This is a genomic window from Mesorhizobium sp. M0016 (genome assembly GCF_040324035.1).
In the GTDB taxonomy this organism is placed as follows: Bacteria; Pseudomonadota; Alphaproteobacteria; order Rhizobiales; family Rhizobiaceae; genus Mesorhizobium.
Map to the genome: position 1 here is coordinate 15,496 of NZ_JAMYVM010000005.1, position 21,665 is coordinate 37,160.

Below are 21,665 nucleotides of genomic sequence, written 5' to 3' on the forward strand. Positions count from 1 at the left end.
CGACAGACCGGCGGCAAGCCGCCGGCCTTGGGCCAGAATGGTGCGGTGCACTGACGGTAGGATCAGCCCTGCAACAGGCCGATAATGTCGCGTACCGTCTTCATGGTGGTCTCAGCCAGCGCGCCGGCGCGTTCGCCGCCGTCTCTCAGCACCGCGTCGACATAGGCGCGGTCGCCCTCGATACGGCGCATCTCGCCGGCGATCGGCGCCAGTTTTTCCACGGCAAGGTCGGCGAGCGCCGGCTTGAACACGGAAAACTGCTGGCCGCCGAATTCCTTCAGCACGTCCGCCTTCGACATCTCGGCCAGCCCTGCATAGATGCCGACCAGGTTTTCCGCTTCCGGGCGGCTTTCCAGGCCGTCGACTTCGCTTGGCAACGCTTCCGGGTCGGTCTTGGCCTTGCGGATCTTCTTCGAGATGGTGTCGGCATCGTCGGTCAAATTGATGCGGGACAGATCCGACGGGTCCGACTTCGACATCTTCTTGGAGCCGTCGCGCAGGCTCATGATGCGCGCCGCCGGCCCGCCGATCACCGGTTCGGTTATCGGGAAGAACCCGTTTACCGTCTCTTCGCCAACCTGCATCTCGACGCCGACGCCAAGACTGGCGATGCGGCTCGAAAAATCATTATTGAACTTTTGCGCGATGTCGCGGGTCAGCTCCAGATGCTGCTTTTGGTCCTCGCCCACCGGCACATGGGTGGCGCGGTAGAGCAGGATGTCGGCCGCCATCAGCGAGGGATAGGCAAGCAGGCCCAGCGAGGCGTTCTCGCGGTCCTTGCCGGCCTTGTCCTTGAACTGCGTCATCTTGTTCATCCAGCCGATGCGCGCCACGCAGTTGAAGATCCAGGCAAGCTCGGCATGCTGCATCACCCGCGACTGGTTGAAGACGATGTGCTTCTTCGGGTCGATGCCGGAGGCAAGGAAGGCCGCGGTAATCGAGCGGGTCTGGTCGGCGAGGTCGTCATGGACGAGCTGTGCCGTCAGCGAATGCAGGTCGACGACGCAATAGATGCAGTCTGACGTGTCCTGCAGGGCGACGAATTTCTTGATGGCGCCGAGATAGTTGCCGAGATGCAGATTGCCGGTCGGCTGTACCCCGGAAAAGACGAGCTGTTTGAAGGCGGTCATGATGTCCTCATGGCTTGTGGAGGGCCGTATAAGCGTGATTCCGAAAAGTTGCAGACTTTTCGGAGCCAATCACGCGGCTGGAAACCACGCGCGGCGAAAGTCTTGCGACGGCGCGCTTATGGACGAAGGGGCGGAGAGGATCAAGACCGGTGTTGCTGTTAGCTCGCCCGGACTATTCGTCCAGATCGGCGTTTGGCGCTGGCGCCGCTGCCTTGTCCGAGCCGCGTTTCACATTGCGCCGGATCATTCCGAAATCGGCGCCGCCGGTGGCGAAAGCCGTGACGAAGTAGAGCAGCGCCCCGCCGGCCACCAATGAGAGAAGCGTCACGGCCTTGATCACCAGTGGCGAGCCGGGGCCGAGCCTGACGGCCAGCCAATGCTCGGCGAAATAGAGCGCCACCGCCATCACCGCCGCCGACAGCACAAGACGCGGAATGCGCTTCAACAGCGGCACGTCGCGGCCCCAATGGCCACGTCGGATCAGCACCGCAAGCAGCATCACCGCGTTGACCCAGCCGGCGACGGCCGAGGCCACCGCAATGCCGGGCGCGCCCATTTTGGGGAACAGCGTCAGCGCGGTGATCACGTTCACGCCGACCGAGATGGCGGCGAACATCATCGGCGTGCGCGTGTCCTCGCGGGCGAAATAGCCGGGAGTGAAAGCCTTGATCAGCACGAAGGCCGGCAGGCCGAGGCCAAAGATCGCCAGGATTGCGGCCACTGTCGGCGTCGAGCCGTTGGCGGCGAAGGCGCCGCGCTCATAGACCAGCCGCACGATCGGCTCCGCCATCACCCACAGTGCCGCCGCCGCCGGCAAGGTCATGAACAGGGTGAACTCGACCGAGCGGTTCTGCAGATTGGCCGCCTCGACCAGATTGCCCGATTTCAGCGCCCGCGACAGCTCCGGCAGCAGCACGATGGCAACGGCAACGCCGACGACGCCAAGCGGCAGCTGGTAGATGCGGTCAGCGTAAGCGAGCGAGGACACGGCGCTGTCCTGCGCCGACGCGATCGCCGTGCCGATCAGCTGGTTGATCTGGGTGATGCCGCCGGTGATCGCCGCCGGCAGGGCCAGGATCAGCAGGCGCTTGACATTGGGCGTCATCTTCGGCCGGCGAAAACCGATGGCGATGCCGGCATTGCGCACCGCCACCCAGACAATTGCGAGCTGTACCAGCCCCGCTGCCAGCACGCCCCAGGACAGGCTGAAACCGACCTCACGGGCATCCATGCCGTGGTACCAGGCGTAGCCGAGCACGCTGATCAGGATGATGTTGAGGAAAGCCGGCGCCACGGCAGCCGCGAAATAGCGGCGCAGCGAATTCAGCATGCCCGCCATCATGGCTGCGAGCGACATGCAGATGAGATACGGGAACATGATCGTCGCCAGCAGGACGGTCGTCTCGAACTTGCCCGGGGTGTCGGCAAAGCCCGGCGCCACGAGATAGCGCACGATCAGCGGCATCGCCAGCTCCATGACGATGGTCAGGGCCAAGAGCGCCGAAAACAGCACGCCGAACACTTCCTCCGAAAAGCGCTTGGCGCCCTCGGTGCCGTGAATCTCGATCTCCTTGGCAAACAGCGGCACGAAAGCGGCGTTGAAGGCGCCTTCGGCAAACAGCCGGCGAAACGTGTTGGGAAACTGGAAGGCGGCGTTGAAGGCGTCCGCCACCGGCCCGGTGCCGAGTGCGGCCGCCATCAGCATTTCGCGGCCAAAGCCAAGGGCGCGGCTCATCAGCGTGCCGGACGCAACCGTGGCGAATTTCTTGACGAGGCTCATGCGCGGGGAGATTGCCTGGATGATTGGGACAAAGGGGACGATTGGGACAAAGGGGGTGATTGGGACAAAGTGATGGTCACTCGGCCGCCGCCTTGGCCTTGCCGCCGCGCTCCGGGACAACGCCTTCAAGTGCCGCGATCAGCCTTGTGTGGATGGCGGCGGTGCGCGCCGGATTGTCGATCTTCTGCCCCGTCAGGTCGGTGACATAGAAAGTGTCGATCACCTTCTCGCCGAAGGTGGTGATGTGGGCCGAGGCGATGTCGAGCGAGAGATCGGACAACGCACTGGTGATTTCCGACAACAGCCCAGGCCGGTCCAGTCCCTCGACCTCGATCACCGAAAACCGGTTCGACAGCGTGTTGCGGATTTCGGCGCGCGGCGGAATCTTGAACACCTTGGCGCCGCGCCGCGGCCGGGTGCGCTTCTCGATCATCTCCGGCAACCAGCTCTTGCCCGACAGCACGTCCTCGATCAGCCGGCCGACGCGCTCGGCGCGACGGCGCTCATCCTCGTCGCGGTCGAATTCCCGTGAGATCAGGATGATGTCCAGCGCGCGGCCGTCGGACGTGGTGAATATCTGCGCGTCGACGATGTTGCCGCCGGCGCCGGCACAGGCGCCGGCAATAACCGAAAGCAGGCGCGGATGATCCTGCGCCAGCACGGTGATCTCGGTCACCGCCTCGAATTGGTGGGTCCTGACCACGGTGGCGAGCTTCTTGCCTGCCGCGTCGGCTTCGCGGATGAATTCGGCATGACGCAGCTGATCGGGGAGGTCGACCGTCAGCAGATAGTTCTCGTAATGCAGGCCGACATAGCGCTTGCGGGCCTTGTCCGGCCAATCGGCCAGCGCCTCGGCCAGCCGCTCGCGCGCCGCCGCCGTCCGCTTGGCGCGCGACACTTCCGAGAAGCCGCCGGTCAAAAGCAGTTCGGTCTCGTAGTAGAGCGTGCGCAGGAGCTGGCCCTTCCAGCCGTTCCACACGCCCGGCCCGACACCCCTGATGTCGCAGACGGTCAGGATCAACAGCATTTTCAGCCGCTCGACCGATTGCACGATCGAGGCGAAATCCTCGATCGTCTTGCGGTCGTTGAGGTCCCGCGTCTGCGCCGTCATCGACATGACCAGATGGTTCTCGACCAGCCAGGCGACGGTCTCGGTGTCGGCGGCCGACAGCCCCATATGCGGGCAGATGCGGCGTGCGATCCGGGCGCCGGCCTCTGAGTGATCCTCCGGCCGGCCCTTGGCGATGTCGTGCAGCAGCACCGCGACATAGAGTGCCTCGCGGCTCTTCTCTAGCCCCGGCATCAGCGTGTGCGAGAGCGGATGCACCTTTTCGCCGTCGCCGCGCTCGATCTCGGCCAAGACGCCGATGCACCGAATCAGGTGCTCGTCCACCGTATAGTGGTGATACATCGAGAACTGCATCATGGCGACTATTCTGCCGAAATCGGGGATCAGCCTGCCGAGCAGGCCGGCCTCGTTCATGCGCCGCAAATTAAGCTCGGCATTGCGGTCCGAGGTCAGGATGTCGAGGAACAGCCGGTTGGCCTCCTCGTCGCGCCGCAGCGACTTGTTGACCAGACCGAGCGAGCGGGTGAGCAGCTTCAGCGCATCGGGATGGAACTCCAGCCCGTGCTTGTCGGCGAACCAGAACAGCCTGAGCAGATTGACCGGGTCGCGCTCGAACACGCTGTCGTCGGCGACGTTGATGCGGTGATTGTCGACAATGAAGTCCGACGTGCCTGCCAGCTTGCGCTTGCGGCGCTGGAAGGTGAGGAAGATGCGGTTGAAGCCGGGCACATGCTTGGCCTGCTCTTCCTCGAGCGCGGCGCAGAAGATGCGGGTGAGGTCGCCGACATCCTTGGCGACGAGGAAGTAATGCTTCATGAAGCGCTCGACCGCCGACAGACCGGGATGGGTGGTGTAGCCCAGACGTTCGGCGATCTCGCGCTGGATATCGAAATGCAGCCGTTCCTCTGGCTTGCCGGTGAGGAAATGCATGTGGCAGCGCACCGCCCACAGGAAGTCTTCGGCCTTCTGGAATTCGCGGTACTCGGCCTCGGTGAAGACACCCTTTTCGACCAATTCCTCGCCGGTGCGCACGCGATAGAAGTATTTGGCGATCCAGAACAGCGTCTGCAAATCGCGCAGGCCGCCCTTGCCGTCCTTGACGTTGGGCTCGACCAGATAGCGGCTTTCGCCGGCCTTGGCATGGCGATCATCGCGTTCGGCGAGCTTGGCCTGCACATATTCCGGTCCGGTGGTGCGCACCACTTCATGGTCGAAGCGAGCGAGCAATTCGTCGAAGAGCTTCTGTTCGCCCCACAGGAACCGCGCTTCCAGGATCGTGGTGCGGATGGTGATATCGCTGCGCGACAGCCTGAGACACTCGTCGATGTTGCGGGTGGCGTGGCCAACCTTCAACCCGAGGTCCCACAGCATATAGAGCATATATTCGACGATCTGTTCGCCCCACGGCGTCTGCTTGTAGGGCAGCAGGAACAACAGGTCGATGTCGGAGCCCGGCGCCAGCGTGCCGCGGCCATAGCCGCCGACGGCAACGACCGCCATGCGCTCTGCGGTCGAGGGGCTTTTCACCCGGTAGACGTGGGTCGCGGCGAACTCGTAGAGGGCGCGGATGATCTCGTCCATCAGATGCGACAGCCGGGCGGCGCATGCCGTGCCGCTGCCATCGTCCATCAGCATGCGCTCGGCAACCTTGCGGCCCTCGGTCAGCCGATCCTTCAGCAGCCGGAGCGCGCCGACGCGCGCGCCGGGCTCGGCGCCGCTGGCCGCCGAGATCAGCGCCGTCATGTCGCGGCGCAAAGCCTCGCTGTCGATCAGCGCGTCGAGCTTGAGGGAGATTTTTGCCATGGATTGCCGGTGGGCCTCGCCTTTGCGCGGCGTCTATAGCGCGTTTTCACGGCGCTGTGTATGGGGCGGACGGACGCGTCGGCCGCGATACCAGAAAGGGATGATCATCTCGCGCCGGAGCCGGAAGAGATCGGCGATCTGCCGCGTCAACCGCCTGGCCTCGATCCTTACCTTGGCGGTGATTGGCTTCTGGCGCTGTTTGCCTATCCCGCTTGCCACCCATTCCTCTGTTCGCTCCTGCTTCAGCAGGCTTGGCAATCTCACCGGACTGTCGCCGAGGAATTGTGCCTGCAGGCACAATGCCGGGACGAGTTGGTAAATGACCTTGTCGGACGAGGTCGCAAAACGCGGATTGAAGATGAGGTGATCGACGGGAATGCTGATCTCCTTCGTTGCCGCAAGAAGGTCCTGCGCGGCCTGTCTGGACAGGATGTATCCCGCCGTACCGATATGGAGCCCGTGCAGTCTGCTCGCAGAAAAACCGTGGCCGCAGGCGACTTGCTTGCGTGAAATTACGGTCCGGTTGAAGAACGTTTCCAACTTGACGATGTCCGCATCGGCGGGAATCCAGCCCGCATCGGCAAGCAAAGCACCGGCTTTGTCCGGGAAAACGACATCGTCCTCGAAAATCGCCGCGTAAGCATCCTCACCTGTCGCGATCATCGACCAACACTGTTGGTGGCTGAGCAGGCAGGCAATCTCGGCGTCGGCCAGGCGCAAATGCTTCTTGCCCTGCGGCATTTCGGCCAGATCCGGCCGATCTCGCGCATCGATGGCGGCGACCCGCTCGAAGGCGATGCCGATGCGCGCGAACTCCGCCGTTACATGGGCGAGGCGATCGCGGGACCGATCGAGATTGATAATCAGGCATTTCATTTGGGTGGGATCGATGCAGTGGGACGCGCGTCCATAGCATGGGAACAAAGTTGCGTAAGCGATTTTCCCTCGATGTGCGCGATGACGGCCACGATCGAAAAGTGGAAATCGCCCCTTGACCTTCCAGTTACTGGAAGCACTACCTCCTCACCCAGACAGATATAAGGCACTTTTCGATGGCGCATTCCGAGCATCACCACCACGCGCACGCGGCCGATGGCAACTGCTGTACGGCAAAGGCTGCTGAGCCGGCCGCCGAAGCAGTGGTGCGCGATCCGGTCTGCGGCATGAGCGTCGATCCGGCAGCCGGTAAGCCGACGGCCGAGCATGGCGGCCGTCTCTTTCACTTCTGCAGCGAGGGTTGCCGTACGAAATTCGTCGCCGGGCCCGAAAAATACCTGACCGCCACCGACCCCGTCTGTGGCATGAGTGTCGACCGCGCTACCGCCAGGCATTTTTTCCGCCACGAAGGCCAGGGTTTCTATTTCTGCTCGGCCGGCTGCCGGGCGAAGTTCGAGGCCGAGCCGCAAAACTATCTCGGCGACAGGCCGACGCCGTCGCCAGTGCGGAAAGGCACGCAATACACCTGCCCGATGCATCCCGAAGTGATAAGAGACAAGCCCGGCTCCTGCCCGATCTGCGGCATGGCGCTTGAGCCGATGGGCGTTCCCACTGGCGATGAGGGCCCGAACCCCGAACTGGTAGACTTCACCAGACGGTTCTGGGTCAGCGCGGTGCTGTCCCTGCCGCTGCTGATCGTTGCCATGGCGCCGATGCTCGGCCTGACGTTCCAGGCGTTTGTCGACGGGCGAACGATGGTCTGGCTGGAATTGGCGCTGGCCAGCCCCGTCGTGCTGTGGGCGGCCTTCCCGTTCTTCCACCGAGGCTGGGAGTCGCTGGTCAACCGCAGCCCCAATATGTGGACGCTGATTTCGCTCGGTGTCGGCGCTGCCTATCTCTACAGCGTGGCGGCCACTCTGTTCCCGGACATTTTTCCACACCAGTTCCGCGGTCATGGCGGCACAGTGCCGGTCTATTTCGAGGCAGCCGCCGTCATCGTCGCGCTGGTATTCCTCGGTCAGGTGCTCGAATTGCGGGCGCGCGAAAAGACCGGCTCGGCCATCCGTGCGCTGCTCGACCTGGCGCCGAAGACGGCACGGCTGATCGGGGAGGACGGCTCCGACACCGACGTGCCGCTCGTTGCGGTCAAGACCGGCGACCACCTGCGCCTCCGTCCGGGCGACGCCGTGCCGGTCGACGGCACTGTAACGGAAGGCCGTTCCTCCATCGACGAATCGATGATCTCGGGCGAGCCGCTGCCGGTCGAAAAAACGAAAGGCGATGCCTTGACCGGCGGCACGCTCAACAAGAACGGTTCGCTGATCATGCGCGCCGAAAAGGTCGGCTCCGAAACGACGCTTTCGCGCATCGTCGAGCTGGTCGCAAAGGCGCAGCGTTCGCGCGCGCCGATTCAAGGTTTAGCCGATCGCGTCTCCTTCTACTTCGTGCCGGCCGTCGTGCTGGTCGCGCTCGCGGCCTTTGCCGCCTGGGCGATCTTCGGTCCCGAACCCAGCTTGATCTTTGCCATCGTCTCGGCGGTCTCGGTGCTGATCATCGCCTGCCCCTGCGCGCTCGGCCTGGCGACGCCGATGTCGATCATGACCGCCACCGGGCGCGGGGCGCACGCGGGCGTGCTGATCAAGGACGCGGCCGCGCTCGAGCGCTTCGCTTCGGTCGACACGTTGATCGTCGACAAGACCGGCACCTTGACCGAAGGCAAGCCTCGCTTGACCGATGTCGTCGCTGCCGACGGTCTGTCCGAGAATGAGTTGCTGGCGCTCGCCGCCGGGCTGGAAAAAGGCTCGGAGCATCCGCTGGCCGAGGCCATTGTCGGCGGCGCCGGCGAACGCGGGCTGACGCTCATCGAGGCCAGCGGCTTCGACGCCGTCACCGGCAAGGGCGTATCCGGCACGGTGTCTGGCAGGAAGGTTTCTCTCGGCAACGCCGCCATGATGGCCGACGTGGGCATGGACACCGCTTCCCTTTCGGCGAAAGCTGAGGCGCTGCAGGCCGAGGGCAAGACGGCGATGTTCGTTGCGGTGGACAAAAGACTGGCCGGCATTGTCGCGGTCGCCGATCCGGTCAAGGCAACGACAGCCGAGGCGATCAGGGCGCTGCACGACAGAGGGTTGCGGATCATCATGGCGACCGGCGACAATGAGCGCACGGCGCGCGCCATCGCCAAAAGCCTTGGTATCGACGAGGTGCGCGCCGGCCTGCTGCCGGAACAAAAGGCAGCCCTTGTCGAGGAGTTGCGTGCGAAAGGTGCCGGCGTCGCCATGGCCGGCGACGGCGTCAACGATGCGCCGGCCCTGGCCAGCGCCGATGTCGGCATCGCCATGGGCACCGGCGCCGATGTCGCTGTCGAGAGCGCCGGCATTACGCTGGTCAAGGGCGATCTCAACGGCATCGTCAGGGCGCGAACGCTCGCCCAGGGGACGATCCGCAACATCCGCCAGAATCTGTTTTTCGCCTTCCTCTACAATGTGCTTGGCGTGCCGGTTGCTGCCGGCGTGCTCTATCCGCTCACCGGCACGCTTTTGTCGCCGATGCTGGCGGCGGCGGCCATGAGCCTGTCTTCGGTTTCGGTCGTCGCCAACGCATTGCGGCTGCGGACGTTGAAACTCTGAGCAAAGCCCCCAGATACGAATTTCAATCAACAGGAGATCACGGATGACCTTGGCTAAGAAAATCGTGCTTTTGATGATGGCGGCGGGAATGCTGCTTGCCGTTTTCCTCGAAAGCGTCCCGGCGCAATCCGAAGAGATGAAACACGACATGGGCGCTATGGGCGCGCGAGGTCCTTCGACCGACGGCTACAAGGCGGCGATGGACAAGATGCACACCGACATGATGATCGAATATTCCGGCAATGCCGATGTCGATTTCGTGCGCGGCATGATCCCGCATCATCGGGGCGCGATCGACATGGCCAAGGTGGAACTCGCCAATGGCAAGGATCCCGAAATCCGCAAGCTGGCCGAAGATGTCATCGCCGCGCAGGAAGCCGAGATCGCCAAGATGCAGGCCTGGCTCGCCGCCCATCCGGCTCAGTAAGGCAGCAACGGCCATGCCGGAGAGATCCATTCTGGATTTCTCTCCGTGGTTGTGATGCCATTCACATCGATTACACGGCGCCAGGAGCCCACATGCCATCGACGATAAGAGCCACCACGCTGCCTTCGGGCGAGGCCGTCCAGGTGCTGGGACAGGGCACATGGAAGATGGGCGAGGATTCCCGCCGCCGCGCCGGGGAGGTCAATGCCCTGAAGCTCGGGCTGGACCTCGGCATGACGTTGATCGACACCGCTGAAATGTATGCCAGCGGCGGCGCCGAGGAGGTGGTGGCGGAAGCCATTGCCGGGCGCCGCGACGAACTCTTTCTTGTCTCCAAGGTATTGCCGTCCAATGCCTCGCGCGCCGGCGTGGCGCGGGCCTGCGAAAACAGCTTGAAGCGCCTGCGCACCGACCGCATCGATCTCTATCTCCTGCATTGGCCGGGCAGTGTGCCTCTAGGCGAAACGGTCGACGCTTTCGAGGCGTTGAAGAAGGCCGGCAAGATCCGTCACTGGGGCGTCAGCAATTTCGACACCGACGAAATGGAGGAGCTGACCGGCCTGTCGTCTGGAGATCATGTCCAGACCAACCAGGTACTCTACAATCTGTCGCGGCGCGGCCCCGAATTCGATCTCGCACCGTGGAGCCGGCAGCGCGGCATCCCGCTGATGGCCTATTCGCCGGTCGAGCAGGGCGCGCTGGCGCGTAATCCCCGGCTGGAAACCGTTGCCGCCCGCCACAACGCAACGCCGGCACAGATCGCCTTGGCCTGGGTGATGGCGCAGCCCGGTGTCATCGCCATCCCGAAGGCGAGTAGCCAGGAGCATGTCCGCCAGAATTTTGCCGCGCTCGACATCGAGCTGACGGCCGAAGACCTCGCCGAACTCGACCGCGCCTTTCCACCGCCGACGCGCAAGCGCGGGCTGGAGATGATCTAGATTGGAACGGGTTTCGACCGGGTATCATCATACGGCGTATAGAGTCGGAGCCATGACGGTCACGTCGCTGCGCGACGGTTACGTCGACATGCCAATCAGGCGGCTGCGCCAGCCCGGAGACCGGACATTCGGTGACAACCTGCCCTCGCATGTACCGCTCGTCGACGGTGCGCTCAGGCTGTCGGTCAACGCCTTCGCCATCGATGACGGCGACGACATCACGCTGATCGACACAGGGGCTTCGAACGCCTGGCACCCGACAATGGGGCACCTGCCCGAGGCGCTGCGCGAGGCGAAGATCGCCACCGACCGGATTCGGACTGTTGCTTTCACCCACACCCATCTCGACCATATACACGGGCTCATCCTTGCCGATGGTGGCGACGGCTTCCCGCAGCTCTCTCGCCTGCTTGTCCCGCGCGCTGAGCTCGGCATGTTTCGCGACGTGGCGAGGCTGGAACGCTTCCACGATCGCGCCCAGCCTCTCGATGCTGGACAGCGCGTCAGCGCTGACATCGATACGATCGGCTCCGCTGGCCATGAAGCCGGCCACACTTGCTTTCGCGTTGTGAGCGCAGGCGAAACACTGTTGATCTGGGGCGACATCGTACATGTGCCGTCGCTTCAATTCGATCGACCCGAGATCACGTGGGAATTCGACGCAGACCAGCAGCAGGCGAGGGCAAGCCGGTTGCAAATGCTGGCGCTTGCGGCCAACAACGACTGCTACGTCGCCGGCGCGCATCTTGATTCGCCCGGCGTCGGCCGGGTTTTTCGAACCGAGACGGCTTTCCGCTTCGAGCCCTTGTAGCACTCTAGCCGAGCGCCGCCCGCGCCCGTCGCAACGCGCGCGAAAACACTGCGGTGTCGTCGAAGGCGCGTGCCAGCGTGAGCGCGCCCTGGATGGCGCCGACCGCTTCTTCGGCGAGTTCGTCCGCCCTGTCAGCGCTGTGCCCGCTTCGGGTCAGCGCTTCGGCAAGATGCGCCACCCAGCGGCCGAAATAGCTTTTGATCGCAATGGCGAAGAGGTCGCGGGATTCGTCCAGCGCGAAGGCGCCGATGAGGCACACCCGGCGTCCCGAGCGGAAATAGCTGTCGGCCGCTTCGAACATCCGATCGATGCCCGTGCGAGGGTAGGCCCTGTCCTGCAACGGCACGAAGACATTCTCCTCGAACCAGCCATCTATATGGGCAATGACAGCCGCCGCCATCTCTTCCTTGCCGCCGGGGAAGAAGTGGTAAAGGCTGCCTTTGCCTAGGCCGGTCGCCGCACCGATCCGCGCCAGGCTCGCCCCTTCATAGCCGTGTTCGCGGAAAACCTCGCCGATGATGGAGAGCAAATCGGCGCGATCGGGCGCGATCCTGCGCATGCGCTAGTTTTTCCGCTTGAGCATGATCTTTGCCGAAAACCGCGACACAGTTCTAGGGATCACACTCTAAAGTCCGAGTTCGGTCAGGCCGGGATGGTCGTCAGGCCGGCGGCCGAGCGGCCAGTGATATTTGCGCTCACCCTCAGCGATCGGCAGGTCGTTGATGCTGGCGACGCGCCTACGCATCAGTCCATCCGCGTCAAATTCCCAATTCTCATTGCCGTAGGAGCGGAACCAGTGGCCACTGTTGTCGCGCCATTCATAGGCAAAGCGCACCGCGATGCGGTTGTCGTTCCAGGTCCAGACCTCCTTGATCAGCCGGTAGTCCAGCTCGCGCGCCCATTTGCGCGTGAGGAAGGAGACGATCTCATTTCTGCCCGAGACGAACTCGGCGCGGTTGCGCCAGGTGCTGTCTTGCGTATAGGCGAGCGAAACCCGTTCGGGATCGCGGCTGTTCCAGGCGTCTTCGGCCATGCGCGCCTTCTGCGCGGCGGTCTCGGCGGTGAAGGGCGGCAGCGGCGGACGGCTCATGTCACTCTCCCATCGGCAAAGGCGATGGCGAGCATTGTACCAAACGGTACAATTGGTCAAGGCTGAAATCGGACTAGGTTTTCCCCGCCAGCCCCTTCAGCCGGTAGAGCGCTTCCAGCGCCTCGCGCGGCGTCATCTCGTCTGGATTGATCTCACCCAGCGCTGCGCCCAATGCGTCGCTCTTCGCAGGCTTTGCCGCTTCCCGCTTCATTGCCACCGAAAACAGCGGCAGATCGTCGACCAGCCGGTTGGCCTTGCCGGAGACATCGCCTTCCTCGAGCTGATGCAGCACCTCTTTGGCCCGGCCGACCACCGCTTCCGGCAGACCGGCAAGGCGAGCGACCTGAACGCCATAGGAGCGATCGGCGGCACCCTTGCCGACCTCGTGCAGGAAGACCACGTCGCCTTCCCACTCCTTAACCCGCATCGTGACATTGTGCAGTCGCGGCAGCTTGCCGGAGAGTGCCGTCATTTCGTGGAAATGAGTGGCGAAGATCGCCCGGCAGCGGTTCTTCTCGTGCAGATACTCGACTGCCGCCCAGGCGATCGACAGGCCATCGAACGTGGCGGTGCCGCGACCGATCTCGTCCAGGATCACCAGCGCCCGTTCGCCGGCCTGGTTGAGGATCGCCGCCGTCTCTACCATCTCGACCATGAAGGTCGAACGGCCGCGCGCCAGATCGTCCGAGGCGCCGACCCGCGAGAACAGCCGGTCGACAACGCCGATATGGGCCGACGTCGCCGGCACGAAGGAACCGGTTTGGGCGAGGATGGCGATCAGTGCGTTTTGCCGCAGGAAGGTCGACTTACCGCCCATATTCGGACCGGTGAGCAGCCAGATCGCGCCGGCCTTGGCCCCGTCTTGCGGCGACAGATCGCAATCATTGGCGACGAACGGCCCTTCGCCCGAGCGCCGCAGCGCCTGTTCCACCACCGGATGGCGTCCGCCCGAGATATCGAAGGCGAGGCTGGAATCGACCAGCGGCCGACACCAGGCTTCACTCTCCGACAACAGCGCGAGCGCCGCCGACACGTCAAGTACGGCAAGCGCATCGGCGCCGGCGCGAATTTTTTGCGCCTCGGCGACCGCCTTTGTCGTCAGCGTGTCGAAAGCGGCAAGCTCGATGCTCAGCGCCCGGTCGGCGGCATTGGCGATTTTGGTCTCGAGTTCGGCAAGTTCGGTCGTGGTGAAACGCATGGCGTTGGCCATGGTCTGGCGGTGGATGAAGCGCGCCTTGGCGCCGTCGCTTCCGGTCATGATTGAATGGTGGTTGGCCGTCACCTCGATGTAATAGCCCAGCACATTGTTGTGGCGGATTTTCAGCGAGCGGATGCCGGTCTCCTCGATCAGCGAGCGCTCCAGTCCGGCGATCACCTTGCGCGATTCGTCGCGCAGCGCCCGCATTTCGTCGAGCTCGGCATGGTAGCCGCCGCGCACGAAGCCGCCGTCGCGCCTGAGCAGCGGCAGTTCCTCGCCAAGAGCCTGGGCCAGATGCTTGGCCAGCGCACGCGGCAGCGCCTTTATCGCGGCAAGTGCTTCCGTCAATTCATGGGGCAGCGCTGTTGCGGCGAAGATTTCGGCAATGGCGCCCGCCGCTTCAAAGCCGGCACGCAGCGCGCCGAGGTCGCGCGGGCCGCCGCGGTTGAGCGCCAACCGCGACAGCGCTCGCGGCATGTCGGCGACGCTCTTCAGGCTTGACCGCACCGCCTGGCAGAGCCGCGTCTCGGCGCGGAAGAACGATACCGAATCAAGCCGGGCGGCAATCGCCGCCGGATCGGTCAGCGGCGCCATCAGCCGGTCGGCGAGCAGCCTGGCGCCGCCGCCGGTGACCGTGCGGTCTATAGCCTTGAACAGCGAGCCGTCGCGGCTGCCCGACAGCGTGCGCAACAGTTCCAGATTGCCGCGTGTCGCAGGATCGATGAACAGCGTCGAGCCCTGCTCCTCGCGTTCGGGACGCGACAGAGGCGGCCGCTCGGCCTTCTGCGTCTTTTCGACGTAGGCGATGGCGCCCGAGATCGCCGACAATTCGGCGCGCGAGAAGGCACCGAAACTGTCAGGCGTCGCCACTTCGAAGAAGCGCGCGATCCGCCCCGCTGCCGAAGCCGAATCGAAAAGCGACGGCGGCTGCGGGCTGGCGACGCGGCCGATGACGTCGAACACCGGCTTCAGCTCGGGATCGTAAAACACCGGCTCGGCGACGATCAGCTCGCGCGGGTCGACGCGGAAGACATCGGCCAGCAGGCGGTCGGCCGTGGTTTCGGCGACGCGGAAGACGCCGGTCGAGATCTCGATCCAGGCCATGGCGAAGGCGTCACCGCTGTTGCCGCCCTTCACCCGCCCTAGCGCCATCAGGAAGCTCGATTCCGACGGCGCCAGCAATTTATCCTCGGTGATGGTGCCTGGCGTCACCAGCCGCACCACGTCACGGCGTACGACCGATTTGCCGCCGCGCTTCCTGGCTTCCGCCGGGTCCTCGATCTGCTCGCAGACGGCAACGCGAAAACCTTGGCCGATCAGCTTTTGCAGATAGTCGTCGGCCGCATGCACCGGCACGCCGCACATCGGAATGTCGTTACCCTGGTGCTTGCCGCGCTTGGTCAGGACGATGCCCAGCGCCTTGCTCGCCTTTTCGGCGTCGTCGAAGAACAGCTCGTAGAAATCGCCCATGCGGTAGAACAGCAGCGAATCCGGGTTCGCCGCCTTGATCTCGATAAACTGCTCCATCATCGGCGTGACGCTGCCGACGGGCGCAGGCGGTGTCACCTCTGGGGCGTCGGTTTCTGCTGAAGTGTGCATGTTCATGCCCGCACGCTAGCAGATGTGGGTGCGGGGTTTAATGCCGGCGGCTCGAAAAGCAGGGGACGACCGGCCTCGACGGCGGCTTGTGCTCCCTCTACGCCGGGTGAAGCCGTTGGTTGCTTCGGGCGACAACCAGACCCTATGATCGCCCTGGCGGGGATAGGCGGCATGGATCAGGACAAGCAGGAAGGGTTCGAGGAACTGGTCGGTCCGGCTGGATCGACCGCCACGCGCCTGTTGCTTTTGGCGGCGCGGCGCGTGCATCGGACCAAAAGCAAGCTGCGCGGGTCGGTGCGCAAACGCGTTCCCTTCCTCCTGCCGACACGGGGACCGCTGTCCGATCTCGATGGCGGCATCGAGATGTCGCTGCATGTACTCAGCCGCGACCCGCTGGTGCTCTATGTCCCGATCGGCGGAGCCCGTCCGCTCTATCCGCTGGCGGCCCTTGGCCGGCGCCTGGCGGGACGGCGCGTCACCTTCCTGACGATGCAGACCTGGACCATGGAGCGGCCGGCTGTCATCGCCCGGATGGGCCGCGATCTCGCCTGGTATGCCGGCCGGTTTCCGCTGCACGAAATCATCTTCCTGTGCAACACCGAGGAAGAGCGCCGTCTCGTCGCGGCTGCGGGCGGCAATGCCATCTTCTCCAACCACAATCTGATGGTGTCGGAGGATATATTCCGGCCGCTGCCGGACGTGCCGGTCGAATTCGACGCGGTCTACAATGGCCGCATCTCGCCGATCAAACGCCATCACCTGGCCTTCGACATAGAGCGGCTGGCCCACATCACCTATTCGATCGGCGAATTGCCGCCGGTTGCCGCCCGCGCCTTTGTTCGACGACTGCAGGCGCGTTCGCCGCTCCACCAGATCGCCAATCCGCTCGTCGACGGCTGGCCGGGCAAGCTGACGGCGCAACAGGTCAACCACGTCTACAACCAGGCCGCCGTCGGGCTGTGCCTGTCGGCCGTGGAAGGAGCGATGTACTCCTCGATGGAATATCTGATGGCCGGCCTGCCGATCGTCAGTACGCCGAGCCTTGGCGGTCGCGACGTCTATTTCGATCCGGATTATTGCATCGTCGCCGATCCGGAACCGGCTGCCATTCGCCGCGCCGTCGAGACGCTGCGAGATCGTGCCATACCGCGTCAGCACATCCGCCGCCGCACGCTGGAGAAGGTTCACGCCCAGCGCATCGAACTCATGGCGTTCCTGACTGCATTGCTGCGGCGCAAGGGAAGCCGTGCGCCACCCATCGAGACGTGGCCTTTCCCCGGCACAGACGGCATGATGCGACGGGGAACGGTGCGCGAAATCGCTGCCTTCGTCAGCGAGCCAGAGCCGACGTGACGCCATCCGACCCTCGGGAGATTTCGCTGCGGGCGTGAAGATCGCTTGGCGATTTACAGCGGTGGCGTGTAGCCTTGATTCAGACGTTTCAAAAACACGCACCCGTCTCAAGGGGGCGACACCGGCGAGGAAATCAAAAGCATCATGGCCAAGAAAACCGAAAACAGCGGCCCCTCCGTCAGCGCCGAGGAGGCGCTGGAATTCCACGCCATGGGCCGCCCCGGCAAGCTGGAGATCGTCGCCACCAAGCCGATGGCGACGCAGCGCGATCTGAGCCTCGCCTATTCGCCGGGTGTCGCGGTTCCTGTGCTGGCCATCGCCGAAGACCCCAGCCGCGCCTTCGACTACACGACGCGCGGCAACATGGTCGCCGTCATCTCCAACGGCACCGCCATTCTCGGCCTCGGCAATCTCGGCGCGTTGGCCTCCAAGCCGGTGATGGAAGGCAAGGCGGTGCTGTTCAAGCGCTTCGCCGATGTCGATTCCATCGATCTCGAGGTCGACACCGAGGATGCCGACGAATTCATCAATTGCGTGCGCTTTCTCGGCCCGTCCTTCGGCGGCATCAACCTGGAAGACATCAAGGCGCCGGAATGCTTCATCATCGAGCAGCGCCTGCGTGAATTGATGGACATCCCGGTCTTCCATGACGACCAGCACGGCACCGCCATCATCTCGGCCGCCGGGCTGATCAACGCGCTGGAGATCACCGGCCGCGACATGAAGACCACGAAAATGGTCTGCAACGGCGCCGGCGCCGCCGGCATCGCCTGCATCGAACTGATGAAGGCGATGGGCTTTGCCCCCGAGAACATAATCCTGTGCGACACCAAGGGCGTCGTCTACCAGGGCCGCACCGAAGGCATGAACCAGTGGAAGTCGGCGCATGCGGTCAAGACCGACACGCGCAGCCTGGCCGAGGCGCTGGACGGCGCCGACGTCTTCCTCGGCCTGTCGGCCAAGGGCGCATTGACCACCAAGATGGTGCAGTCGATGGCCAAGAACCCGATCATCTTCGCCATGGCCAATCCCGACCCGGAGATCACGCCGGAGGAAGTGGCCGAAATCCGCACCGACGCCATCATGGCCACCGGGCGTTCCGACTACCCCAACCAGGTCAACAATGTGCTGGGCTTCCCCTACATCTTCCGCGGTGCGCTGGATGTCAGGGCCACCACCATCAATGACGACATGAAGATCGCCGCAGCGAGAGCGCTGGCCGACCTGGCGCGCAAGGACGTGCCCGACGATGTCGCCGCCGCCTATCAGGGCAACCGGCCGAAATTCGGCCCGAACTACATCATCCCGGTGCCGTTCGATCCGCGCCTGATCTCGGCCATCCCGCTCGCTGTGGCCAAGGCGGCGATGGAGTCAGGCGTCGCCCGCAAGCCGATCCTCGACCTCGACCGCTACGCGCAGGAACTGTCGGCCCGCCGCGACCCGATCGCCTCGACCTTGCAGCGCATCTACGACCGCGTCCGCCGCCAGCCCAAGCGCATCGTCTTTGCCGAGGGCGAGGAAGAACAGGTGATGCGCGCCGCCGTCTCCTATGTGAACCAGAAGCTCGGCACCGCGATCCTGCTCGGCCGCGACGATGTCATCAAGGAAAACGCCAGGCACGCCGGCATCGACCTCAACAAGCAAGGCATCGAGATCATCAATGCCAGGCTGTCGCGCCGCAACGGCATCTATACCGATTATCTCTACGAGCGCATGCAGCGCAAAGGCTTCCTGTTCCGCGACTGCCAGAGGCTGATCAACAACGACCGCAACCATTTCGCCGCCTGCATGGTGGCGCTGGGCGATGCCGACGGCATCGTCACCGGCGTCACCCGCAACTATTCCACGGCGCTCGACGATATCCGCCGCGTCATCGACGCCAAGCCCGGACACCGCGTCATCGGCGTCTCCATCGTGCTCGCGCGGGGCAAAACAGTCCTCGTCGCCGATACCGCCGTGCACGACATGCCCAATGCCGAGCAGATCGCCGATATCGCCGAGGAGGCCGCGGGCTTCGCCCGCCGCATGGGCTACGAGCCGCGGCTCGCCATGCTTGCCTATTCGACCTTCGGCCACCCGCAGGGCGAACGTTCCGAGCGGGTGCAGGAAGCGGTGCGTATCCTGGACAAACGCCGGGTCGATTTCGAATATGACGGCGAAATGGCCGCCGACGTCGCGCTCAATGCCCGCGCCATGGCGCAATATCCGTTCATCCGGCTGACCGGCCCTGCCAATGTGCTGATCATGCCGGCGTTCCACTCGGCCTCGATCTCGACCAAGATGCTGCAGGAACTCGGCGGCTCCACCGTCATCGGCCCGCTGCTGGTCGGCTTGAACAAACCGGTCCAGATCGTCTCGCTCAACGCCAAGGATTCGGACATCGTCAACATGGCTGCGATCGCGGCCTATAGCGCGGGAGCCTGATTGGCGGCAAAATAGCCAACCCATAAGAGATTGATAATATTCGGCTGCTATAGGGAACGTTCTCGCCCCCTATGGCCTTATGGCATTGGCGGCGCGCTCAGACCGCCAAAACGGGGGTGCGGCCATGAAGCATGACGGGGTTTCTGCATCTGTGGTCGGCCAGGGGGTCTATCACGACGAGCGGCTGGATGCGCTGCTCAGCATCACCGGCCGCATGGACGGTTATCTCTACCGTTGCCGCAACGATGCGTCCTACACCATGCTCTACATCAGCGACGGCATTTTCACCGTCAGCGGTTATCGGCCGAGCGACTTCATTCAAAATGCCGTGCGCGACTATGTCTCGGCCATCCACCCGGATGATCTCGCTGCCGTCTATGCCGCCGTCGATACCGCGCTCGAGGCGCGCTGCAACTGGAACGTCGACTACCGCATCGTGCCGCAGGTCGGCGAGCCGCTCTGGGTCCGCGAGATCGGCGGCGGCGTCTGGGACGAGGCCGGCGAACTGGAATTCCTGGAAGGTTTCGTCGTCGACATCAGCGACCGCAAGGTCGTCGAGGATCTCAACGCCGAGCTGCTGCTCGAACTCAAGGCCGCCAATGAGGAACTCTCCGTACAAAAGCGCGAGATCGAGCTGGCCAAGCAGCACAGCGACCACTCGGCCAACCACGATGCATTGACCGGCCTGCCCAACCGGCGCGCCTTTCACAACGAGCTGAGGTCGGTGATCGACCGCTGCGACAGCACCGGCCAGGCGGCCGGCCTGCTGTTCATCGACCTCGATAGGTTCAAGAAGGTCAACGACACGCTCGGCCACGAGGCCGGCGACGCGCTGCTGCATGAGGTGGCGGGTCAGCTTCGCACCGTCCTGCGCAGCGCTGATTTCGTGGCGCGGCTCGGTGGAGACGAGTTCGCATTCCTGTTTTCAGGAGAGGCTAGCCGGGCCCGACAGAAGGCCGTGGGCGTCGCCGAACGTATCCTGGAAAAGCTGCGGATCAAGGTGCCGACGCCGAATGGTGCCATCCATGTTGGTTGCACCGTTGGCGTCGCCATCTACCCGGCGGAAGCGTCCGATTCGGAGGCGCTGATAACGCTCGCCGACCGACTGATGTACATCGGCAAAAAGAGCGGCCGCAACCGGCTGGTCACCGCCGGGGCTTTGGAACCCGGGCCTACGTCCGACGACCTTCGCCGCACCGCCTGAGCGGAGCGCCGGACAGCCTGAACCGGCGGGCACCCCTCATCTGGCTCGGCGCTGCGCGCCGAAAGACGGCCCTACAGCAACCCCGCCAATTGGGCCGCGCTGCGCAGGTTCTGCCGCGGCCGTGGCCCGAGCTGCTGGATGACCAGCCCGGCGGCCAGCGAGCCAAGATCGCCGCAATCCTGCAGGCTGCGCCCCGAGGTGTAGCCGTAGAGGAAACCGGCGGCGTAGAGGTCGCCGGCGCCGGTGGTGTCGACCAGCTCGCGGATCGTCGTCGCCTGGATGGTGACAGTCTCGTCGCCGCGCACGATCACCGAGCCTTTTTCGGAGCGGGTGACGGCGGCAATTCTGCAGTCCTTGCGGATCGCCGCCAGCGCCTCGTCGAAGGATTTGGTCTGGTAGAGCGACTTGATCTCGTGGCTGTTGGCAAAGACGATGTCGACAGTGCCCGAGCGCATCAGCTCAAGGAACTCGTCCCGGTAGCGGTCGACGCAGAACGAATCCGACAACGTCATCGACACTTCGCGCCCGGCCTCGTGTGCGAGCTTCGCCGTCTGCCGGATCGCCTCCTTGGCGCGCGGCGGATCCCACAGATAGCCCTCGAAATAGGTGACCTTGGCGCCGGACGCCTTGTCGGCCTCGACGTCTTCCGGCCCGAGTTCGACACAGGCGCCGAGATAGGTGTTCATCGAACGCTCGCCGTCGGGGGTGACGAATATCATCGAGCGCGCCGTCGGCGGCTGTCCCTCAAGCGGCCTGGTGTCGAAGGCAACGCCCTGGGCATGGATGTCATGGGCGTAGATTTCGCCGAGCGGATCGTTCGACACCTTGCCGAAGAAGGCGGCGCGGCCGCCGAAGCTGGCGACGCCCGCCGCCGTGTTGCCGGCGCTGCCGCCCGAGGCCTCGATCGCCGGCCCCATGCGGCTGTAGAGCAGCTCGGCGCGCTTGGTGTCGATGAGGTTCATCGCACCCTTGATGATGCCGTTGGTCTCGAGAAAAGCGTCGTCGCACTGGGCGATGATGTCGACAATGGCATTGCCGATGCAAAGCACGTCAAAATCCGGCATCAATGTCTCCGCCTCGGAACCTGCCGGCTTTCTGCCGCGCCCGGGCGGGTCTACAGCATCACCCCGAAAAATGGCAACCGATTTCCATCCTTTGCCGGCCCAAGCCGGCGCGCGCGCCTGGGACGAGGCTCCATCACAGTTCGACCGTGGCCGAAGCATCTGACCGCCGGGTCGCCTACAAGCTTGGCCTCAAATCAAGCGCTGGAAGC

General features: G+C 64.2%; 15 protein-coding genes. 7 read left to right on the forward strand and 8 right to left on the reverse strand.

The features are described 5' to 3' along the window. Nucleotides 1–62: 62 nt before the first annotated feature. From trpS to NKJ88_RS09330, 4 genes are all read right to left on the reverse strand, one after another. The gene (trpS, locus tag NKJ88_RS09315; protein ID WP_023672858.1) at nucleotides 63–1,130 is read right to left on the reverse strand and encodes a tryptophan--tRNA ligase; all 1,068 of its coding nucleotides are present in this window, start codon (nucleotides 1,128–1,130) and stop codon (nucleotides 63–65) included. Between the two features lie 172 nt (nucleotides 1,131–1,302). Continuing rightward, nucleotides 1,303–2,910: a murein biosynthesis integral membrane protein MurJ gene (gene murJ / locus NKJ88_RS09320; RefSeq protein WP_352443968.1), complete on the reverse strand. Its 1,608-nt coding sequence runs from the start codon at nucleotides 2,908–2,910 to the stop codon at nucleotides 1,303–1,305. 76 nt (nucleotides 2,911–2,986) lie between these two features. Continuing rightward, nucleotides 2,987–5,782, reverse strand: a complete 2,796-nt coding sequence (locus tag NKJ88_RS09325; RefSeq protein WP_352443969.1) for a [protein-PII] uridylyltransferase — start codon at nucleotides 5,780–5,782, stop codon at nucleotides 2,987–2,989. Nucleotides 5,783–5,815: 33 nt separating this feature from the next. Then, nucleotides 5,816–6,658, reverse strand: a complete 843-nt coding sequence (locus NKJ88_RS09330) for a glycosyltransferase family 25 protein (RefSeq protein WP_023698944.1) — start codon at nucleotides 6,656–6,658, stop codon at nucleotides 5,816–5,818. A 176-nt stretch (nucleotides 6,659–6,834) separates the two neighbouring features. Here NKJ88_RS09330 and NKJ88_RS09335 point away from each other — a divergent pair, with 176 nt between their 5' ends. From NKJ88_RS09335 to NKJ88_RS09350, 4 genes are all read left to right on the forward strand, one after another. Continuing rightward, the gene (locus tag NKJ88_RS09335; protein WP_023834366.1) at nucleotides 6,835–9,348 is read left to right on the forward strand and encodes a heavy metal translocating P-type ATPase; all 2,514 of its coding nucleotides are present in this window, start codon (nucleotides 6,835–6,837) and stop codon (nucleotides 9,346–9,348) included. A gap of 43 nt (nucleotides 9,349–9,391) precedes the next feature. Then, complete coding sequence (gene copM, locus NKJ88_RS09340) at nucleotides 9,392–9,775, forward strand: CopM family metallochaperone (protein ID WP_352443970.1); 384 nt, start codon at nucleotides 9,392–9,394, stop codon at nucleotides 9,773–9,775. Between the two features lie 92 nt (nucleotides 9,776–9,867). Continuing rightward, on the forward strand, nucleotides 9,868–10,713 hold the full coding sequence (locus tag NKJ88_RS09345) for an aldo/keto reductase (RefSeq protein ID WP_023698947.1): 846 nt from the start codon (nucleotides 9,868–9,870) through the stop codon (nucleotides 10,711–10,713). Nucleotides 10,714–10,765: 52 nt separating this feature from the next. Further along, nucleotides 10,766–11,524: an MBL fold metallo-hydrolase gene (locus tag NKJ88_RS09350; protein WP_023698948.1), complete on the forward strand. Its 759-nt coding sequence runs from the start codon at nucleotides 10,766–10,768 to the stop codon at nucleotides 11,522–11,524. Nucleotides 11,525–11,528: 4 nt separating this feature from the next. Here NKJ88_RS09350 and NKJ88_RS09355 read toward each other — a convergent pair whose 3' ends face one another. The 3 genes from NKJ88_RS09355 to mutS form a co-directional block, all read right to left on the reverse strand. Beyond that, complete coding sequence (locus tag NKJ88_RS09355) at nucleotides 11,529–12,083, reverse strand: TetR/AcrR family transcriptional regulator (RefSeq protein ID WP_023834363.1); 555 nt, start codon at nucleotides 12,081–12,083, stop codon at nucleotides 11,529–11,531. 66 nt (nucleotides 12,084–12,149) lie between these two features. Beyond that, entirely contained in the window at nucleotides 12,150–12,614 is a 465-nt protein-coding gene (locus tag NKJ88_RS09360) for a nuclear transport factor 2 family protein (protein WP_023834362.1), read from the reverse strand. A 73-nt stretch (nucleotides 12,615–12,687) separates the two neighbouring features. Beyond that, nucleotides 12,688–15,417: a DNA mismatch repair protein MutS gene (gene mutS / locus NKJ88_RS09365; protein WP_352443971.1), complete on the reverse strand. Its 2,730-nt coding sequence runs from the start codon at nucleotides 15,415–15,417 to the stop codon at nucleotides 12,688–12,690. Between the two features lie 165 nt (nucleotides 15,418–15,582). Here mutS and NKJ88_RS09370 point away from each other — a divergent pair, with 165 nt between their 5' ends. The 3 genes from NKJ88_RS09370 (at nucleotide 15,583) to NKJ88_RS09380 (ending at nucleotide 20,392) form a co-directional block, all read left to right on the forward strand. Further along, the gene (locus NKJ88_RS09370) at nucleotides 15,583–16,764 is read left to right on the forward strand and encodes a glycosyltransferase family protein (RefSeq protein WP_031204317.1); all 1,182 of its coding nucleotides are present in this window, start codon (nucleotides 15,583–15,585) and stop codon (nucleotides 16,762–16,764) included. Nucleotides 16,765–16,908: 144 nt separating this feature from the next. Beyond that, nucleotides 16,909–19,188, forward strand: coding sequence for an NADP-dependent malic enzyme (locus tag NKJ88_RS09375; protein WP_023685127.1), 2,280 nt, complete (start codon nucleotides 16,909–16,911; stop codon nucleotides 19,186–19,188). Between the two features lie 124 nt (nucleotides 19,189–19,312). Continuing rightward, on the forward strand, nucleotides 19,313–20,392 hold the full coding sequence (locus NKJ88_RS09380) for a GGDEF domain-containing protein (protein WP_023685126.1): 1,080 nt from the start codon (nucleotides 19,313–19,315) through the stop codon (nucleotides 20,390–20,392). Between the two features lie 71 nt (nucleotides 20,393–20,463). Here the strand turns inward: NKJ88_RS09380 and NKJ88_RS09385 are convergent, their stop codons facing one another. Continuing rightward, a complete protein-coding gene (locus tag NKJ88_RS09385) occupies nucleotides 20,464–21,456 on the reverse strand; it encodes an adenosine kinase (protein WP_023738127.1) in 993 nt (330 codons plus the stop codon). Nucleotides 21,457–21,665 lie beyond the last annotated feature (209 nt).

Excerpts from the sequence above, each read along its gene's own strand:
- NKJ88_RS09375 (WP_023685127.1), top strand. The coding sequence starts at position 16,909 with ATGGCCAAGAAAACCGAAAACAGCGGCCCCTCCGTCAGCGCCGAGGAG.
- trpS (WP_023672858.1), bottom strand. The coding sequence starts at position 1,130 with ATGACCGCCTTCAAACAGCTCGTCTTTTCCGGGGTACAGCCGACCGGC.
- murJ (WP_352443968.1), bottom strand. The coding sequence starts at position 2,910 with ATGAGCCTCGTCAAGAAATTCGCCACGGTTGCGTCCGGCACGCTGATG.
- NKJ88_RS09350 (WP_023698948.1), top strand. The coding sequence starts at position 10,766 with ATGACGGTCACGTCGCTGCGCGACGGTTACGTCGACATGCCAATCAGG.
- NKJ88_RS09385 (WP_023738127.1), bottom strand. The coding sequence starts at position 21,456 with ATGCCGGATTTTGACGTGCTTTGCATCGGCAATGCCATTGTCGACATC.
- NKJ88_RS09355 (WP_023834363.1), bottom strand. The coding sequence starts at position 12,083 with ATGCGCAGGATCGCGCCCGATCGCGCCGATTTGCTCTCCATCATCGGC.
- NKJ88_RS09335 (WP_023834366.1), top strand. The coding sequence starts at position 6,835 with ATGGCGCATTCCGAGCATCACCACCACGCGCACGCGGCCGATGGCAAC.
- mutS (WP_352443971.1), bottom strand. The coding sequence starts at position 15,417 with ATGAACATGCACACTTCAGCAGAAACCGACGCCCCAGAGGTGACACCG.
- NKJ88_RS09380 (WP_023685126.1), top strand. The coding sequence starts at position 19,313 with ATGAAGCATGACGGGGTTTCTGCATCTGTGGTCGGCCAGGGGGTCTAT.
- NKJ88_RS09370 (WP_031204317.1), top strand. The coding sequence starts at position 15,583 with ATGGATCAGGACAAGCAGGAAGGGTTCGAGGAACTGGTCGGTCCGGCT.
- NKJ88_RS09360 (WP_023834362.1), bottom strand. The coding sequence starts at position 12,614 with ATGAGCCGTCCGCCGCTGCCGCCCTTCACCGCCGAGACCGCCGCGCAG.
- NKJ88_RS09325 (WP_352443969.1), bottom strand. The coding sequence starts at position 5,782 with ATGGCAAAAATCTCCCTCAAGCTCGACGCGCTGATCGACAGCGAGGCT.
- copM (WP_352443970.1), top strand. The coding sequence starts at position 9,392 with ATGACCTTGGCTAAGAAAATCGTGCTTTTGATGATGGCGGCGGGAATG.
- NKJ88_RS09330 (WP_023698944.1), bottom strand. The coding sequence starts at position 6,658 with ATGAAATGCCTGATTATCAATCTCGATCGGTCCCGCGATCGCCTCGCC.
- NKJ88_RS09345 (WP_023698947.1), top strand. The coding sequence starts at position 9,868 with ATGCCATCGACGATAAGAGCCACCACGCTGCCTTCGGGCGAGGCCGTC.